Here is a 16,880-nt window from a genome sequence, read left to right on the forward strand (position 1 = left end):
TGTGGATCTGGACTTCACACGGGCGGAGCAGGACTTCCGGGCCGAGGTGCGCGGCTGGCTGGCGGCGCACGTGCCGGATCCTCCGCTCCCCTCCATGGACACCGCCGAGGGCTTCGAGGCGCACCGGGAGTGGGAGCGCCTGCTCGCCGCCGAACGCTACTCCGTCGTCAGCTGGCCACGCGAGTACGGCGGGCGGGACGCGTCCCTGGTCGAGTGGCTGATCTTCGAGGAGGAATACTGGGCGGCGGGCGCGCCCGGCAGGGTCGGCCAGAACGGCATCTTCCTGCTCGCGCCCACCCTGTTCACCACGGGGACCCCCGCCCAGCGCGACAGGTTCCTCGGCAGGATGGCACGGGCCGACGACGTCTGGGCCCAGGCCTGGTCGGAGCCCGAGGCCGGCAGCGACCTCGCCTCGCTGCGCTCGCGCGCCGAGCGGGTGGACGGCGGCTGGCGCCTGTACGGGCAGAAGACCTGGAGCTCCCGGGCCGGCTACGCGGACTGGGCCTTCGGCCTGTTCCGTTCGGATCCCGGGTCCTCCCGTCATCGCGGCCTCACCTACTTCATGTTCCCGCTCCGCGACGTCACGGTCCGCCCGATCGCTCAGCTCGACGGCGAGCACGGGTTCGCCGAGCTGTTCTTCGACGGCGTCTTCGTCCCGGACGATCAGGTGCTCGGCTCGCCGGGGGAGGGCTGGCGCATCGCCATGGCCACGACCTCCTCCGAACGCGGCCTCACGCTGCGGAGCCCCGGCCGCTTCCTGGCCACCGCCGACCGCCTCGTACGGCTGGCGCGCACGCTGAACCCCGATCCCGTGCTCGCCGACCAGGTGGCGCGGGCCTGGCTCGACGCCGAGGCGTACCGTCTGCACACCTTCGGCACCGCCCGCAGGCTCGCCGCGGGAGAGGAGATCGGCTCGGCGTCCAGCATGGGGAAGGTCTTCTGGTCCGAGCTCGACGTGCGCATGCACACCCTCGCCCTCCAGCTCCTCGGCCAGCGCGGGCTCCTCTCCGGCGGCGCGCCCGACTCCGCGGACGGCGGGCGGTGGCTCGACGGCTTCCTGTTCTCCCTCGCCGGCCCGATCTACGCGGGCACCAACGAGATCCAGCGGAACATCATCGCCGAGCGCGTCCTCGGACTGCCGCGATGAACTTCGCGTTCAGCGACGACCAGCTCGCCCTCGCGGTCACCGTCAGGGACGTGCTCCGGGCACACTGCCCCGCGCGGGCCGTACGGGAGGCGGGGCTGGGCGGCGACCGCACGCCGGCCTGGTCACACCTGGCGAAGGCCGGGCTGTTCGGGATGCTCGTCCCCGAACACCACGACGGCATGGGGCTCGGGATGACCGACGCGGTGCTGGCCTTCGAGGAGACGGGAAGGGCCGCCCTGCCCGGCCCCGTCGCCGAGACCGTCGCCGCCGCGCCCGTACTCCTCGCCGCCGACCCGGCCGCGGCCTCGTCGGCCCTGCCGGGGGTGGCGGCCGGCACGACGATCGTGAGCGTGCGCCTCGGCGACCAGGTGTACGCCCCGGACGCCGACCTCGCGGACCTGCTGATCCTGGAGGAGGACGGCGAGCTGTACGCCGTGCCGGCGGGCGGCGCGCGGCTCACTCCCCAGCCGGGCGTGGATCCGGTCCGCAGGCTGTTCGCCGTCGCCTTCGACCCCTCGCCCGGAGCCCGCCTGGCGCACGCGGGACCCGGCGCCCTGCGGGGGGTGACGGTCGCGGTCGCGGCGCAGCTCATCGGGCTGGCCCGGCACCTGCTGGAGACGACGGTGGGCTACGCGAGGACGCGAAGGCAGTTCGGCGCGGCCGTCGGGACGTTCCAGGCGGTGAAGCACCAGCTCGCCGACGTCGCCATCGCGATCGACTTCGCCGCGCCGCTCGTCTACGCGGCGGCGCTCGCCGCCGACCGCGACCTGCCCTCGGCCGACCGGGACGTGAGCGCGGCCAAGGCGGCGGCGGGCGAGGCGGCCGACCGCGCCGCCCGGGTCGCGCTCCAGGTCCACGGGGCCATCGGCTACACCGACGAGCTCGACCTGCGGCTGTGGCTCGCCCGCGTCTGGTCGCTCGCGTCGGCCTACGGGAACACGGGCCTGCACCGCTCGCGCCTCAGGTCGGCGATCCTCGGCACCCCCGAGCTGCGGAGATGGCCGTGACCGCGGGGGCGGGACCGTGAGGTTCGGCGTCCCGCTCGGCCTGCTGCACCCGGCGGCCTGGAAGGACGCGGCCGTGGCCGCCGACGAGCTGGGGTTCGAATCGGTATGGCTGCCCGAGCATCTCGTCTTCGCCACGGACCTGTCGCAGGCCGTCTATCCCGGAACCGAAAGGCCGGGCATCTCACCGGCGACCCCGCTCTTCGACGCGCCCGCCTACCTGTGCTGGCTGGCCGCCCTCACCTCACGGGTGCGGCTCGGCACGGCGGTGCACCTGTACGCCCTGCGGCACCCGTTCGTCTCGGCCCGCGCCTTCGCCACCCTGGACGTGGTCTCGGGAGGCCGGGCGATCTGCGGGGTGGGCGCCGGGTGGTATCCGGGGGAGTGGCTGGCGGCGGGCGTGGACTTCGCGACGCGCGGGCCACGGCTGGACGAGGCCATCGAGGTGACCAGGCGGCTCTGGTCGGAGCGGGTCGTGGCGCACAGCGGGAGGTTCTTCGCCTTCCCGGAGGTCGCCTTCGAGCCCAAGCCGGTCCAGGAGCGGCTGCCCATCCTCGCGGGGGGCGAGTCGGTCGCGGCGCTGCGCCGGGCGGCCACCCTGTGCGACGGCTGGATCAGCATGCCGCACACGCTGGAGTCGATCCGTCCCCGGCTCGACCGGCTCACCGCCCTGCGGCGCGCCCACGGCTCGGCGGATCCCTTCTCCGTCACCGTGCACGCCTACTCGCTGTCGGGGCCAGGCGAAGTCGGCGGCTGGGAGGCGCTCGGCGTGGACCGCATGATCGTCCGGCCCTGGACGCGGGGCCGCGAGGCGGTGGCGAGGCTGGCGGAGTTCGCCGCCCGGTACGGCCTCGGCGACCGGGCCGTGGACTGAGCGCCCGGCCCTCGCCGGGCGGCGGCGAGCGCCAGCCGTACGGAGGCGCGCGTGATCTTGAAGTAGGCGACCAGCACGAGGGCGGCGATCAGCAGGGGGACCACCAGCGCGCCCATGCCGGGGTCGGCCTGCCGGGGCGCGGGGCCGGTGGGGACCGACGGCATCCGGAACTCCGCCGCCGTCAGCCTCATCGCGGACGCGGCGTCCTTCTGCGAGGGGCCCGCGAGCGAGGCGCCGGTGAAGGAGGCCTTCGCCAGGACGGGCTGGGCGGCCATCTTGGCCTGGACCTTGCCGGGGTAGCCGTAGCCGACGACGTAGCTCTGGTCCCTGACCTTCTCCCGGACGAACTGGCCGTCGACGTTCCCCTCGATCGTGTGGATGGTGTCACCGTCGACGGAGAGGACCATGCCCACGTGGTCGATGTAGTCGACGACGTCCGAGCCTCCCCAGTCGAAGAACACCACGGCGCCCGGCTCGGGGGTGGAGCCCCAGGCGTCGTGGTCGATGAACCACTTCGCGTGGTCGACGGTGTAGGCGAACTGGCCGAACCACTTGTCGTAGCCGAGCTTGTGGGCCGCCCACGACAGGAACATGTCACACCAGGGCTGGGCGGAGTAGTCGGAGTCGAACTCGACCGTGTTGCCGTACCAGTCTCCGAACTTGGTGTAACCGCCACCCTGCTCGCTGTAGCCGAGCTGGGTCTTGAGCAAATCAAGGATCTTCTGGACTTCAGGCGACATAGGAAGTGAGGGACCTTCCGCTTGTACGACCGACGCTGGGGCACGTCGGGTGTTCCGTGCTGTGGTGGAGGACGTTAGTCAGGAAAAGCCCAGGTCAAAAGGGTGCCAACTTGACCCTCGCTTGGCGTCCCCACGGGGGCCGCTCGCCCGGAAGCCCGTGCCCGTAGGGGTTTCCGTCCCGGTACGGCCCGTCGGCGCGACATTCCTCGAATGGGATTCTTTTACCCAAACATGACTAAAGCGGTCAGATTCGAATGTCGTTCGGTGACGCGCCCTAGAATCGGCGTCATGATGCCCGATCTCGTGACGCCCCAGGAGTCCGATGGCGAGGCCCGTCTCGCGGCCCTCGCCGTGCTCGCCCAGCAGGTGCGGGACCTCGTCGACGCGGTCGTGGTGACGGACGTGCCCGAGGACGAGCTGACGTCGGTGACCGCCGGCCTCGTGGCGCTGACCGAGCGGCTGAACGCCACCCGGCGCGCGGCCCCGCTCCCGCACGAGTTCGGCCCGGACGGCCGCTTCCGGCACATGGGCAACGCCGTCACCGGCGAGTGCAACCCCCACGCGCTCCCGCTCGTCATCGACAGGCCCGCCGAAGGCGGATCCAGGGCCGAGGTGGTCTTCCGGCCGGCCCACGTGGGGCCGCCCGCCTCGGTGCACGGCGGCGTGACCGCCATGATCCTCGACCACCTGCTGGGAGACGCGGTCGCCACGTCCGGCAGGGCGGGGGTGACGGGCACGCTGAGCATCAGGTACCGGCGGCCCGCCCCCTACGGCGAGCCGCTGGTGGCCTCCGCGGGCGTCTCGCGCGCCGAGGGGCGCAAGACCTGGGCCGAGGGCACGATCGCCTCACAGGACGGGACGACCCTGGTCGAGGCCACGGGCCTGTTCATCACGCCCACCCAGTGGGTGAGCGGCGACGAGCCCGTCGAAGGGGCCGTCAACGCCTGACGCGCGTGAGCGGCGGGTGAGCCCCTCACGCGATCAGGACGCCGGAGAGGGCGTGACGCCGGGTGTGGCGGGCGCCTCGCCGACGGGCACGTGGAGCTGCTGCGCCAGCCACGGCAGGGCCTGCGGGACCTCGCGGTTCCACGTGTTGAAGTTGTGCCCGCCGCTCGGCAGGATCAGCGAGGACGCCTGCATCGGGGGCTTCACCGCGTCCAGGAACGCCAGCGTCGTCTTGTAGTTCGACTCGCCCTTCCTGCTGCTGGTCACCAGCACGGAGATTGGCGGGTGGGGGAGGTTCGCCAGGCGCCACATCAGGTCGTTCTCGTCCTGGAGCCTCCGGCTGCCGCCGAACAGGTCACCGGTCGTGGCGTCGATGGGCGCCTTGAAGTAGCCCGAGAGGGACACCGCGCTGGAGAAGGCCTCCGGATGGCGCATGCTCATCTTCAGCGCGCAGTATCCGCCCGTGGACCCGCCGAGAACGCCCCAGTTGGCGGCGTCGGTCCCCACGCGGAAGGCGCCGGCCATCGAGTCCCGCAGGTCCTTGGTGAAGTACGTCTCGACCTGGGGGCCGCCGGGCACGTCCATGCACTCGGTGTCGCGGGGCGGCGCCACGGTCGGGCGCATCAGCACCATGATCGTCGGCACCATCTCGTTGCGGTCGATCGCCTTGGCGGCCACGGTCGGGATGTTCATGCGGGTGACCAGGTTGCGGGCGTCGCCCGGGTAGCCGGTCAGCGCCAGGATCGCCGGGAAGCGCGTGTGGGCGAACCTCTTCTCGAAGTACTGCGGGGGCAGGTACACGTACGCGGGGGAGCTCAGCTTCGAGGTGGCCCCCGAGATGACGACCTGCTCCAGCCTGCCCCCGGAGTGGCCCTTCTTGGTGGTGATCAACGGTACGTGCGCGCTGCTGATGATCTGGACGCCCTTGGACGGCGACGTGCCGGGATCCCCGTGCCCGGTCTCGGCGTCGGTCACGATGGGCGCGGCGGAACCGCCGTCGGTGCCGAAAAGGTCGCTCCAGCTACTGTAGAAGCCGAAATAGTTGTTCATGACGAGCGCGAGCGCGAAAAGGGTGAGAACCTGGTTTCCCAGAAGAACTCCCACACGCCCGATAACGGCCGGCCAGGTGCGTGCGCTCAGCCTCGGCCAAATCCACCAGACTGACGCGACGAGCGCTGCTACTGAGAGCAGGCCCACCAGAAGCTCCAGCTTTGTTGCTGTGAGTCCCAATCTAACTCTCCCCCGGTCTTGGTCCCACACCCAGCATCTTTTAGGGTAGTGCCCAGCAAAAGTTACTCAATCGATATAAGGCCAGGGTAAGGATGTATCACTTCCCGGATGCACAACGCACGGACCTCACCCTCTAGTGTGTCTTGACGTGAGGGATCGGACACGCCTTTCGCGAATGCTGGCGTCGCGCTCGTGGGTGCCGGCGGCAGCCGGATACGCCGCGCTCGCCATCGGGATACTCGACATCGTCAGAGGTGTGGTTCCGCATTTCCGCCGGAGCCGCGTCAGCGCCATCGCGGGCATCCTCCCGGGCACGGTCACCACGCTCGCCGCGGCGGCCTCGATCCTGGTGGGAGTGCTGCTCGTCATGCTCGCCCACGCCCTGCGCCGCCGTAAGGTGCGGGCCTGGCGGGCCGTGGTGGTGCTCCTGCCCCTTGGAGCACTGGTGGAGGCCCTGCGCTGGCGGCACTCCGCCACCGCCGCCATCAGCCTGGTGCTTTTCATCGTTCTCCTGATCAATCGGCGTGAGTTCCATGCCCTGTCGGATCCCCGGTCACGCTGGCGGGCCCTGTGGAACTTCCTCGCGCTCGGCCTGCTCGACATCGTCATCGGCTGGGTCATCGTCGGCGTGCACCCGGCGATCATCGTGGGCGAGCCGACCAACGGCGAGCGGTTCCAGCATGTTCTCCTCGGTCTCTTCGGCATGGAAGGGCCGGTCCAATACTCTCTCGACCGTACCGCTGACCTGGTGTATTACTCGCTGGCTGGGCTCGGCGCGCTCACCGCGATCACCACGCTCTACCTCGCGCTCCGTCCTGAGAGGCCCGTGGCGGCGCTCAGCGCCGACGACGAGAAGCGGGTGCGCGGCCTGCTCGCCCGCCACGGAGAGCTCGACTCGCTGGGCTATTTCGCGCTGCGGCGCGACAAGAGCGTGATCTTCTCCCCCTCGGGCAAGGCCCTGATCGCCTACCGCGTCGTCGCGGGCGTGATGCTCGCCAGCGGCGACCCCGTGGGCGACATCGAGGCGTGGCCGGGGGCGATCAAACGCTTCATGGAGGAGGTCGGGCGGCACGCCTGGGTCCCCGCGGTCATCGGGTGCAGCGAGGCCGGGGGCGAGGTCTGGACCCGCGAGGCGGGGCTGTCCGCGCTGGAGATCGGCGACGAGGCGATCGTCGAGGTCGCCGACTTCACCCTCGAAGGCCGCACCATGCGCAACGTCCGCCAGATGGTCAACCGCACCGAGCGGGCGGGCTACAAGTGCCTGGTCAGGCGCGTCCGCGACCTCAGCGAGGAGGAGAAGGAGCAGATCCGCACGGCCGCCGACGCCTGGCGCGGCACCGAGACCGAGCGCGGGTTCTCGATGGCCCTCGGCCGCTTCGGGGACCCCGCCGACGGCGACTGCGTGGTCGTCACGGCGCACAAGGCGAGCGAGGACGGCAGGAGCCTGCCAGGAGGCGACATCCGGGCGATCCTCCACTTCGTCCCCTGGGGCGCCAACGGCATCTCCCTCGACCTGATGCGCCGCGACCGCGACGCCGACCCCGGGCTCAACGAGCTGCTGATCGTCAAGGCCCTGCAGGCCGCGCCCACCATGGGCGTGACCAGGGTCTCCCTCAACTTCGCCATGTTCCGCTCGGCGCTCGCACGGGGCGAACGGCTCGGCGCGGGCCCGGTGCTGCGGGCCTGGCGGGGCCTGCTGGTGTTCCTGTCGCGCTGGTTCCAGATCGAGTCGCTGTACAAGTTCAACGCCAAGTTCCGGCCCTACTGGGAGCCGAGGTTCCTGGTGTACCCCACGGCCCGCGACCTGCCGCGCATCGGCATCTCGGCGCTCCAGGCCGAGGCGTTCCTCACCGTCGGCATGCCCAAGCTGCCCTTCGGGCGCAAGCACCGCTCCGGGTCGCTCCCGCCCGGTCCCACCCCATCCGGCGGTCCGCTACCGGTTTCGCCGTAAAAATCGGGGAAAAATTCGTTTATAGCGGGCTTGCTGAGTGGTTACAGTTCGCATGCGACGTGAAACGCACGGGAAACACGGTGTGTCAGGCATCGAGCATCATAAAGCCGCATTTCTGCGACGATAACGATCTGAACGCGCATCGGCGTCATCTGCCGGACGTGAATGATAGTGACGAGCATTCCGGTTATCCGATGGAAAGGGCGGCCCTCCGCGTTAACCGTGCGCTGATCTAAGTTAACCGGACGCTGATATGCGCGCCCGCGCGAAACGCCGGGGAAAGGCGTCGTCCCGCCCCCCACTGAACTGTGCCGATCACGATGCTACCGCTTCTCCCAGGAGCTAGGACTATCAACTCAATGAGGCATCATCTCGGGCGATCTTCGCTTAAGGTAAGCAACACGTTAATGCTGCGCCAAGCTGCCGTTGACCCGGCTGCTTTTACCGTGAGGTCGGCGATCCGGTCGCGATCCCAGTAGGAGCCGATCATGCGGCAGGCCCGGCGCGTGTGCCGTCTCGCGGCCTTGTCGCCGCGACGGCGTGACCATCGTGGTAGCTCCCCCCTGGAGGATTGGCCGGTGCCGACGTCGGTTCGACCCGTCTCCCTGCCGCCGATGACGAGGCGGCCGGAAGTCCACCTCCCGCCCCGGCGCGCGCGCCTCGCCGGGCACGCGGGACTCGTCCTGATCGCCCTCGCGATCGCCGTCATGCTGGCCGTGGCCCTCCTCGGCCCGTCCGCGGCGGTGCCCGAGCTCGGCGGCGGCGATCCGCCCTGGTCGTTCCGGGCCGCCCCCGAGGACGCGCTGGTGATCCAGCTCTGCTGGACGGTCGTCATCGCCGGCGGGCTCGGCGTCGGCGTCGCGCTGTACGGGCTGCGCCGCGGGTGGCGTCCCGCGCGCGGGCTCCTGCTCGCCGGCACGGTGACCTCCGTCGTCGCCCTCGCGCTCGTACCCCCCGCCGGGTCGACGGACGTGCTCAACTACGCGGTCTACGGTCGCATCGCCGCCCTCGGGCAGGACCCGTACGTGACCACCCCGGCGTGGCTGCACGAGATCGGGGACCCGGTCGGCGAGCTGGCCCCTCTCGCGTGGCGCCACGCCCCATCGGTGTACGGGCCGCTGGCCACATGGGCGCAGTTGGCGGCCTCGCGGCTCGGCGGCGGTTCGATGGCGGGCACCGTGCTGGCGCTCAAGCTGATGACCGCCCTCGCCTTCCTGCTGTCCGCCATCGTCCTCGACCGGCTGGCGGGGCCCGGCCGCGAGAGGCGCGTCCGCGTCCACCTGCTGTGGAGTCTCAACCCGCTGATGCTGTGGCACGTCGTGCTGGGCGGCCACGTCGACGGCCTCGGAGTGTTCCCGCTGCTCGCGGCCTTCCTGGCGCTGCGGCGGGGCGGAGCGGTCGCGGGCCTTGTGGCCGGGGCCCTGCTCGGCGCGGCGGCCGCCGTCAAGGCGCCGTTCATCCTCGCCGGGGCGGGCCTGGCGTGGGCGGCCCGCCGGTCGGCGACCACGTTCGCCGGCATGGGCATGGGCGTGCTCGCGGCGCTGGTCGGGGCGTACGCGACGCAGGGCCCGGAGGCATTCGGCAACGTGGCCGGCAAGATCGGCTCTCACTCGCTCGCGGACCCGTGGCGCGTGATCACCGACGCGCTCGGCCTCGGGATGGAGCCGTCGGCCCTGGAGGGAAGGCTCGCCCTCGGCGCCGCCTTCCTCATCGGGCTCCTGCTGTGCTGGCGGCTTCCCCCCGGGCCGCCTGACCTGCCCTCCGTACGCCCCGCGCTGGCGTGGTGCCTTTGCTGGCTGCTCACCTCACCCGTGCAGCATCCCTGGTACGACGCGCTGCTGTTCCCCCTGCTGGCCCTCATGCCGGCCTGCCGACTCGACGGGCTGCTGGTCGCCCGAGGGGTGGTGACCGGCCTCATCTACCTGCCCGGGGCCTCCGGCGTCCTGCGGCCCAGCGCGATGTCCCAGTGGATCTCCGAGACCTACCGGCCGTGGGTCGCCCCGCTGGCCGCGGACCTCATCATCCTCTGCGTGATCGTGCTGAGCCTGGCGGGCGCCTTCCGCTCGCGGACGCTCAGGCGATGAGGCGGGCGGCGTGCAGGCGCTCGTCCAGGGCCGCCACGCTGCGGGTGCGGTGCCACGGGCCGAGCTTCTCGCGGGTCTCCACGACCGAGCGGACCAGGCGCGGGGAGGTGTTGTGCCCGGCCAGGCGTGCCGCCTCGCCGAGCTCCTCGCACGCCTTCTCGATGTCGCGCAGGTGGAGGTGGGCCTGTGCCGTCTTGAGGCGGATGTAGGCGACGTTGCGCACGAAGGCGGGGTCGATGCCGGCCGCCGCGGTAGCCGCCACCTGGAGCGCCTGGGCCGGGTCGCCCGTGTCGAGCAGGCAGCCGGTCTTGGTCGAGAGGTACTGGCCCTCCCCGTAGAAGGGGACGAGCCGGGCGCCCGGATCGCCGGCGTCGGCTCCGTGGAGCTCCCGCTGGGCCTGGTCCACCGACCGGAAGCAGCGCGTGTGGTCCTTGCGGCGCTCGCCCTTGGCCGAGCGCCTCACCACGGCGGCGTACGCGCGGGCGCCGACGTCGCAGGCGTAGGCGGTCAGGAGCTTGCTGCCCGCCCGCTGGCCCCAGGCCAGGGCGCCCAGCGCGTGCTCGACCCCGAGGCGTGGATCGCCCCGCCAGGTGGCGAGCTGGCTCCAGTTGGCGAGGACCATGCTGCACATGGCGTCGTCGTCGGCCTGGTGCGCCGCGTTCCTCGCCTGCGAGTAGTAGTAGTCGGCGCCCTTGAAGTCGTTGAGGTTGAACAGCATCCACGCGTTGCAGCGGCGGATGTCGGCGAGCAGCGAGAGTAACTTCGACCGCATCTGCTCCGGCGCCCCCGCGGAGAGCAGCGAGACGACGAGGTGCTCCTGGGCGAGCACGGTCGCCACGGTCACCTGGGGCCCGAGCGCGTCCTCCTGGCGCATGCAGTGCCGCAGCACCGCGTCGATATGCCCGATCGTCGCGTCGTCGACCCGGTTCGGGCTGGCCGCCGCCATCGTCACGCGCTGCGACTCGTCACTGTCGAGCCGGTCGAGGACCGGCGAGGCGTAGGCGGAGGTGGCGGCCGCTCCGATCAGCGCGAGAACGTCACGTCGATTCATCTGCGTTGCCCAATCCGTGAAGGCGTGGACGAGTTGCTGGAACTCCCGATCACGCAGTTCTCCTGGAGACATCGGCTCACGGAGCGGCTGAGTGGGCAAAATGCCCTTAATGTCGCTAAATGTGAGGCTAACGGTGGTTGGTGCGGGCGGGACATCCCGCCTGCGGGGGACATTCGCGTTCTGGTCGCTCTCTGTGTGGTCCTCGCCGTCGACGAGGTCGCACGCCCGGCATCCGTAGATGCGGGCCAGCCGGTTGAGCCCGGCGACCGGAGGCTCGTTGCCGGTGAGGCCGGGCCACGCCTCCCATGAGCCGAGCTTGCGGACGCTGAACGGCTCGGACGGCCACAGCGCCTTCCACTCGTCCACGACGCGGTCCTGCGTGAAGCGATGGGCCTCCCGGAAGGCCTGCCGCGAGTTGAGGCGGTAGCGCCGCTGGTACTCTCGGGCGATCTCGGCCCAGGTCGACCCCCTTTCGCGAAGCTCGGCGGTAAGGCGGTCCATCTCCTCTTTGAGGCTGCGTGGCTTACGTGGCATCGCGTACCCTCCGACCCCCGTGGATGCGTATTGCCGACACCGAGAGTAGCCAGAACAATCAATCGGCTACGGAGGGTTGTCAGGAATCGGCGGCCAGAGCGCCGGTTTCTGTCCCCACAGGGCGTCCGGGCGCACGCTCCCTCGCCCGGCCCTACAGACGCACCCCTTCCGAGCGCCTGTTGAGGCGGACGCCGCCCGCCTGAAGGTAAAGGTCCGCCCCGTTACGCAGATCCCGCCGATCCACTGCGGGGGGCCGTCACGAGGCCGATGCGTCCCCGAGCGAAAGGCCAGGGAGATTCGTGATGACCGGCATCCCATCCTGCCCCTGTGAGGCCCGCTGGGAGCTGCCCGCCGACCCGAGCGTCACGGCGAAGTGCCGCGCGATGGTCCGGGAGGCGCTCACCGAGTGGAATCTTCACGACCTCGTCGACGATGTGGTGGTCGTCGTCACCGAGTTACTGGGGAACGCCATCATCCACGGCGCTCCCCCCATCCACCTCGCTCTCCGCGCCGGTCCGGGCATGCTGACCGGTGCCGTCACCGACGGGGGCGAAGGATGGCCCCGCGTCCGCGCCGCCGGGACCGAGCTGGAGCACGGGCGCGGCCTGCGGATCGTCACCGCCCTCACCGACTTATGGGGCGTCCAGCACGTCCCCGCGGGAGGCGGCAAGACCATCTGGTTCACGTGCGTCCTGCGGCCGGCCGAGCCTTTCGAGCCCTGTGCGCCATCCGGGCCGTCCGTGCCGTCTGAGCGGTCAGCGCCGTCAGCGCCGTCCGAACTGTCCGGCAACGCCAGGCCGCCGCCATAGGGTCAGTAGCCCGCCCCGGTGAGCAGGCCGCCGTCGACCGTGAACTCGCTGCCCGTGCAGTAGCTGGACCGGTCGGAGGCGAGGAACGCCACCACGTGCGAGACCTCGACCGGCTTGGCGAAGCGTTTGATCACCATGGCCTTGACGAAGGCCTCGCCGTCCACCTCGGCCAGCTCCGGGCTCGCGACCATCGGCGTGTCGATGGCCCCGGGGTGTACGGAGTTGACGCGGATCTTCGACTTGGCCAGCTCGCGGGCCGCCGACTTGGTCACCCCGCGCACACCGAACTTCGAGGCCGCGTAGGCGGACATCCCCTCGGCCCCGATGAACCCCTCGACCGACGAGATGTTGACGATCGACCCCCGCCCGGCGGCCTTCATGGGCTCGATCACCGACTTCACGCCGAGCCAGGTGCCCTTCAGATTCACGTCGAGGACGCGCTCGTACTCCTCCACGGTCATGTCGGCGATCCGCCGGAACCGCAGGATCCCGGCGTTGTTCACCAGCACGTCGAGCTTGCCGTAGGCGCCGGTGGCGACCGACACGGCGTGGGCCCACTCCTCGGGCCGGGTCACGTCGTGCCGCACGTAGATGGCGCCCGTCTCCTCGGCCAGCGCCTTGCCCTCCTCTTCGAGCACGTCGCCGAAGACCACCTGGGCCCCCTCCGCGAGGAACAGGCGGACGTGGGAGGTTCCCATGCCCCGTGCCCCGCCCGTGATGAGGGCGACCTTCCCGTCGAGTATCCCCATGAAGTTCCTCCGGAGTTCGAAGTGCGGAGCCCGGCGCCGGCGGTCCGGACGCAGGCGGTTCAGGTCTCGATGGCCGCCCCGCCGCTGGCCGGGGACGGGCCGCCGGTACGGGCGCGCGCGAACCGCTTGCCCGCCGCCACGGCGACGGCCGCCGCCTCCACGGAGCGGTACACGGGGACGCCGGCGGCCGAGACGATGGCCCGTACCTCGTCCTCGACGCCCGGCGGGGCGCACTCCCCGTTGCGGGCCACGAGCGTCACCCGGGTGCCGGGCAGCAGGGCCTGGGCCTCGGCGAGGTGCCGCGCGTAGGCGTAGAGCGGCTCGGCGGCGTCGCCGTAGGTGAAGAAGCTCTGCACGTTCACGTGCGCCACCACATCCGGGTACGGCCGCCGCGCCACGATCGCGCCGATCGCCTCCTTGACCAGCCCGGCCGGGGCCCGGGGCCCGACGGGGATCTCCAGGGGGTTCGCCAGGGAGCTTCCCACCCCGGCGCCGAGAGCGGTGAGAGCCTCCCGCGCCTGATCAGGGAGCGGGCCGAGCGCGAGCCCCGCCCCGTCGAGGACGTCCGCCGCCAGCACGTTCGCCCCGCCGCTCGCCCCGATGACCAGCACCTCCGGGTCGCCCGGCACGGCGCGCGCCGCGTGGGCCTGGAAGAAGGCCAGCGTGCCGATCAGGTCGTCCTGGCAGTTCACCAGCGTCGCCCCGGTCTGGTCGGCGACGGCCCGCCACACGCGGCCGTCCCCGGCGAGGCCCCCGGTGTGGGAGGCGGCGGCGCGCCGGCCCTGCGCGCTGCGGCCCCCGACGAGCATCGCCACCGGCATCCGCCCGCGCACCGCCATCAGCGCCTCGAACAGCGCCCGGCCGCCGCGCGGATCCTCCAGGTACAGCCCGGCGGCCGAGGTCTCGGGGTCGGTCGCGAGCCAGCGCAGCAGTTCGGCGGGGGTGACGTCGGCGGAGTTGCCCACGGTCACGACCCGGCTGAACGCCAGCCCGCGACGCTCGCCGACCTTGATGACCTCTCCGGCCAGGCCGCCGCTCTGGGAGATGACGGCCACGCTCCCCGGCGGTCCCTGCGGCCCGCCGACGAACGTCTGCCCGCCGCGCGGGCTGTACACGCCCATGCAGTTGGGGCCGAGCAGGCGCGTCCCCGCCTCGCGGGCGGCGCCGGTGAGCTCCTCCTCCAGGTCAGGACGGCCCAGCTCGCCGAACCCGCCGCTCATCACCTGGACGAAGGGGATGCCCTTCGCCTGCCGTACGACCTCGGCGCAGCGCGCGGCGGGCACGGCGACCAGGGCGTAGTCGGCGCCCGTGTCCGCCACCGTCCGCACGGCGGGCACGCCGGCGATCTCGTCCGCCTGCGGGTGAACCGCGACGACGGGGACGCCCGTGAGCTTGTAGAACTCCAGGAACATGTTGCCGAAGCCCGGCCGCGTGGTGGACGCGCCGACCACCGCGACCTTCCCCGGCTCGAAGAGCGCGGTGAAGTCGGCGGGCGCGCCCGGACCCTCCGGCCGCGCGTCCGGTCCGCCGTGGCCGTCAGGGATGTACCGCGCGTCCACGGCCACCACCCCGCCCGCGGAGGCGATCACCGGGTTCAGCTCGAACTCGCCGAGGTCGAGATCCTCCCAGAGCCCGCCGGCGCCGCCCAGCCGTACCAGGAGTGCGGCAAGGGAGTCCATGGCCACGGCCGGGGCGCCCCGGTGGCCGGAGAGCAGGGGACGGCCCCGCAGCGACGCCAGCATCTCGCGCGCGCCCGCCTCGTCGATCGGGCAGAGCCGCAGGGCGGTGTCCCGCAGCACCTCGGTCCACACCCCGCCGAGCCCGGCGAGTACCACGGGCCCGAAGCCGGGATCGCGGACCAGCCCGACGATCAGTTCCACGCCGGGGGCCGCCTGCTCCTCCACGAGGAACCCGTCCGGCGTGATCCCGTGCGCGGCCAGGTGCTCGCGCATCTCGCCGGCCGCGCCCGCCGCCTCCGCCGCCGACCCCAGCCCCAGCCGCACGGCTCCCGCGTCCGACTTGTGCGTCAGGCCGGGGCCGTGGGCCTTCAGGACCAGCGGGGGAGCGAGCCCCCGCGCGGCCTCGGCGATCTCCCGCGGACCGGTGGCCGTCACCCCACGGGGACGGCCACGCCGACGCCGCGCAGCAGGGCCTTGACCTCGTGCTCAGGGATCACGCCTGGTCCACGAGGTGCTGGTAGCGTTCGCGGATCTCCCGGCGCAGCAGCTTGCCGGGCCCGCCCGAGGCGTCCTGGAAGTGCGGCAGCTCGCCCGCGACCACGATGTGGTCGGGCCGCTGGTGCTCGGGAAGCCTCTCGGCCAGGGTGGCGGCGAGCTTCTCCGCGTCCAGGGAGTGCCCGGCCCTGGCCACCACCGCCAGGAGGATCCTCTGCGGCGCCGCGTCCCGGCCCTCGGCGTGGGCGGGCACGCCCACCGCGCCCGCCTCGGCCACCTCGTCCACGGCGACGGCCGCCTCCTCCACGGTGGCGGGCTGGCTCCACTGACCGCCCTTGAGGATGGCGTCCTCCCGGCGGCCGAGCACGGTCAGGACGCCGTCCTCGGAGATGATCCCGAGGTCGCCGCCGACGTACCAGCCGTCGCGCAGCACCTCGGCGGTCCTCTCCGGGAGCTTGTCGTAGCCGGTCATGCGGTGCGGGCCCGCGAGGTTGATCTCGCCGGCCCGGCCCACGACGCGCGCGCCGTCCGGTCCCGTGACCCGTACGGCGCAGCCCGTCCTCGCGCGGCCGGACGAGCCGAGCGGGGCGCCGCCGTCGTCCACCCGGCCGAAGCAGGTGTACGGCGCCTCGGTCTGGCCGTAGTAGCTGTAGACGCTCGCGTCCGGCAGCCGCTCCTTCATGCGGGCCAGCAGCGCGGGGGTCAGCGGCTCGCCACCCAGCATGATCACCCGGAGCGTCGACAGGTCGGCGCCCGCGTGGTCGTCGGCGCCGAGCAGCGCGGCGTAGAAGGAGGGGATCTGCGAGACGTGCGTGACCCGCTCCCTCGGGACCACCCGCAGGAAGTTGGCCGGGCCCCAGTCCTGCTCAAGCACCAGGCGCATGCCGGTGTAGAGGGCGGGCCCGACGATCGCGGGGAAGCCGATGCCCCAGATGATCGCGCCGGTGCCGAAGACCGACCCGGGGTCGCGCGGCACGTCCAGCCAGATCTGCGCCGTGGCCAGCGAGGAGGCGTGCGTGTGGACGACGGCCTTCGGCAGGCCGGTCGTCCCGGAGGTGTAGTAGAGCGCGAGCGGGTCGTCCCAGAACCCGCCCAGCTCGGGCTCGTCCTCGGAGGCGCCTGCGGTGAGCGCGTCGAGGTCGGCCACGCCGGGATGGCCGGAGGGGCCGCCCACCTTGATCCAGGTGGTCACGCCCGGTAGCTCCGGCCGGATCCGCGCGACCACCTGCTCCACCGTCGCGTCGTACACGAACGCCGTGCACTCGGAGTGCGCGACCACGTCCCGCAGCGTCTCCACGGGCCAGTACGGGTTGAGCGCCGAGGTCAGCGCGCCCAGCTTGGCCTGCGCGAGATACACCTCGGCGACCTTCAGCGTCTCGTTGAGCAGCACGGCGACCCGCAGGCCCGCCCCGATCCCGGACGCGCGGAGCGCGTGGGCGCGCTGGTTGACCACCCGGTTCAGCTGGTCGTAGGTGAAGTTCTGCTCACCGCAGTAGGTCAGCGCGACCCTGTCCGGGGTGCGCTGCGCGTTCGCGGTGAGCAGGGCGTATCCGTAGTTGCCGTAGGGGGTGCCATGCGGTCGCGCCAT

Annotated in this window: 12 protein-coding genes and 1 pseudogene; 7 read left to right on the plus strand and 6 right to left on the minus strand. The window is 72.0% G+C overall.

Annotated features, from left to right (window positions below; all coding sequences use genetic code 11):
- Window position 1: 1 nt before the first annotated feature.
- Genes AB0B89_RS06895 through AB0B89_RS06905 form a run of 3 tightly spaced genes read left to right on the plus strand, consistent with a single transcriptional unit; the run spans window position 2 to window position 3,025 of the window.
- Entirely contained in the window at window positions 2–1,147 is a 1,146-nt protein-coding gene (locus AB0B89_RS06895; protein ID WP_358549268.1) for an acyl-CoA dehydrogenase family protein, read from the plus strand.
- Window positions 1,144–2,154: an acyl-CoA dehydrogenase family protein gene (locus tag AB0B89_RS06900; RefSeq protein ID WP_358549271.1), complete on the plus strand. Its 1,011-nt coding sequence runs from the start codon at window positions 1,144–1,146 to the stop codon at window positions 2,152–2,154. The genes AB0B89_RS06895 and AB0B89_RS06900 overlap by 4 nt, the downstream gene beginning before the upstream one ends.
- Window positions 2,155–2,170: 16 nt before the next feature.
- Window positions 2,171–3,025, plus strand: a complete 855-nt coding sequence (locus tag AB0B89_RS06905) for a TIGR03619 family F420-dependent LLM class oxidoreductase (RefSeq protein ID WP_358549274.1) — start codon at window positions 2,171–2,173, stop codon at window positions 3,023–3,025.
- Window positions 3,026–3,396: 371 nt separating this feature from the next.
- Here AB0B89_RS06905 and AB0B89_RS06910 read toward each other — a convergent pair.
- A pseudogene (locus tag AB0B89_RS06910) lies at window positions 3,397–3,765 on the minus strand (CHAP domain-containing protein); the annotation flags it as partial.
- Window positions 3,766–4,053: 288 nt separating this feature from the next.
- Here AB0B89_RS06910 and AB0B89_RS06915 point away from each other — a divergent pair.
- A complete protein-coding gene (locus AB0B89_RS06915; protein ID WP_358549277.1) occupies window positions 4,054–4,713 on the plus strand; it encodes a PaaI family thioesterase in 660 nt (219 codons plus the stop codon).
- Window positions 4,714–4,746: 33 nt separating this feature from the next.
- Here the strand turns inward: AB0B89_RS06915 and AB0B89_RS06920 are convergent, their stop codons facing one another.
- The gene (locus tag AB0B89_RS06920; RefSeq protein WP_358549280.1) at window positions 4,747–5,814 is read right to left on the minus strand and encodes an alpha/beta hydrolase-fold protein; all 1,068 of its coding nucleotides are present in this window, start codon (window positions 5,812–5,814) and stop codon (window positions 4,747–4,749) included.
- Between the two features lie 301 nt (window positions 5,815–6,115).
- Between AB0B89_RS06920 and AB0B89_RS06925 the strand changes: the two genes are divergently transcribed.
- On the plus strand, window positions 6,116–7,891 hold the full coding sequence (locus AB0B89_RS06925; RefSeq protein WP_358549283.1) for a phosphatidylglycerol lysyltransferase domain-containing protein: 1,776 nt from the start codon (window positions 6,116–6,118) through the stop codon (window positions 7,889–7,891).
- 614 nt (window positions 7,892–8,505) lie between these two features.
- Complete coding sequence (gene mptB / locus AB0B89_RS06930) at window positions 8,506–9,975, plus strand: polyprenol phosphomannose-dependent alpha 1,6 mannosyltransferase MptB (protein ID WP_358549285.1); 1,470 nt, start codon at window positions 8,506–8,508, stop codon at window positions 9,973–9,975.
- On the opposite strand, the gene AB0B89_RS06935 is transcribed toward mptB, so the two are convergent.
- A complete protein-coding gene (locus AB0B89_RS06935) occupies window positions 9,965–11,527 on the minus strand; it encodes a hypothetical protein (protein WP_358549288.1) in 1,563 nt (520 codons plus the stop codon). The two genes, mptB and AB0B89_RS06935, sit on opposite strands and share 11 nt — an antisense overlap.
- A gap of 335 nt (window positions 11,528–11,862) precedes the next feature.
- Between AB0B89_RS06935 and AB0B89_RS06940 the strand changes: the two genes are divergently transcribed.
- Entirely contained in the window at window positions 11,863–12,369 is a 507-nt protein-coding gene (locus AB0B89_RS06940; protein WP_358549291.1) for an ATP-binding protein, read from the plus strand.
- Between the two features lie 2 nt (window positions 12,370–12,371).
- On the opposite strand, the gene AB0B89_RS06945 is transcribed toward AB0B89_RS06940, so the two are convergent.
- From AB0B89_RS06945 to AB0B89_RS06955, 3 genes are read right to left on the minus strand one after another with little or no spacing between them, the layout of a single operon-like run.
- On the minus strand, window positions 12,372–13,118 hold the full coding sequence (locus AB0B89_RS06945; protein WP_358549294.1) for a glucose 1-dehydrogenase: 747 nt from the start codon (window positions 13,116–13,118) through the stop codon (window positions 12,372–12,374).
- Between the two features lie 59 nt (window positions 13,119–13,177).
- Entirely contained in the window at window positions 13,178–15,232 is a 2,055-nt protein-coding gene (locus tag AB0B89_RS06950) for an acetate--CoA ligase family protein (RefSeq protein ID WP_358549297.1), read from the minus strand.
- 58 nt (window positions 15,233–15,290) lie between these two features.
- Window positions 15,291–16,880 carry a class I adenylate-forming enzyme family protein gene (locus AB0B89_RS06955; protein ID WP_358549300.1) on the minus strand — a complete coding sequence of 530 codons (1,590 nt, stop codon included), beginning with the start codon at window positions 16,878–16,880 and terminating at the stop codon, window positions 15,291–15,293.

Source organism: Sphaerisporangium sp. NPDC049002 (assembly GCF_040649355.1).
Classification (GTDB): domain Bacteria; phylum Actinomycetota; class Actinomycetes; order Streptosporangiales; family Streptosporangiaceae; genus Sphaerisporangium.

Bases quoted from the DNA above. Each gene is read 5' to 3' on its own strand.
- AB0B89_RS06940 (WP_358549291.1), top strand. From the start codon at position 11,863: ATGACCGGCATCCCATCCTGCCCCTGTGAGGCCCGCTGGGAGCTGCCC.
- AB0B89_RS06925 (WP_358549283.1), top strand. From the start codon at position 6,116: ATGCTGGCGTCGCGCTCGTGGGTGCCGGCGGCAGCCGGATACGCCGCG.
- AB0B89_RS06955 (WP_358549300.1), bottom strand. From the start codon at position 16,880: ATGGCGCGACCGCATGGCACCCCCTACGGCAACTACGGATACGCCCTG.
- mptB (WP_358549285.1), top strand. From the start codon at position 8,506: ATGACGAGGCGGCCGGAAGTCCACCTCCCGCCCCGGCGCGCGCGCCTC.
- AB0B89_RS06915 (WP_358549277.1), top strand. From the start codon at position 4,054: ATGATGCCCGATCTCGTGACGCCCCAGGAGTCCGATGGCGAGGCCCGT.
- AB0B89_RS06935 (WP_358549288.1), bottom strand. From the start codon at position 11,527: ATGGACCGCCTTACCGCCGAGCTTCGCGAAAGGGGGTCGACCTGGGCC.
- AB0B89_RS06900 (WP_358549271.1), top strand. From the start codon at position 1,144: ATGAACTTCGCGTTCAGCGACGACCAGCTCGCCCTCGCGGTCACCGTC.
- AB0B89_RS06945 (WP_358549294.1), bottom strand. From the start codon at position 13,118: ATGGGGATACTCGACGGGAAGGTCGCCCTCATCACGGGCGGGGCACGG.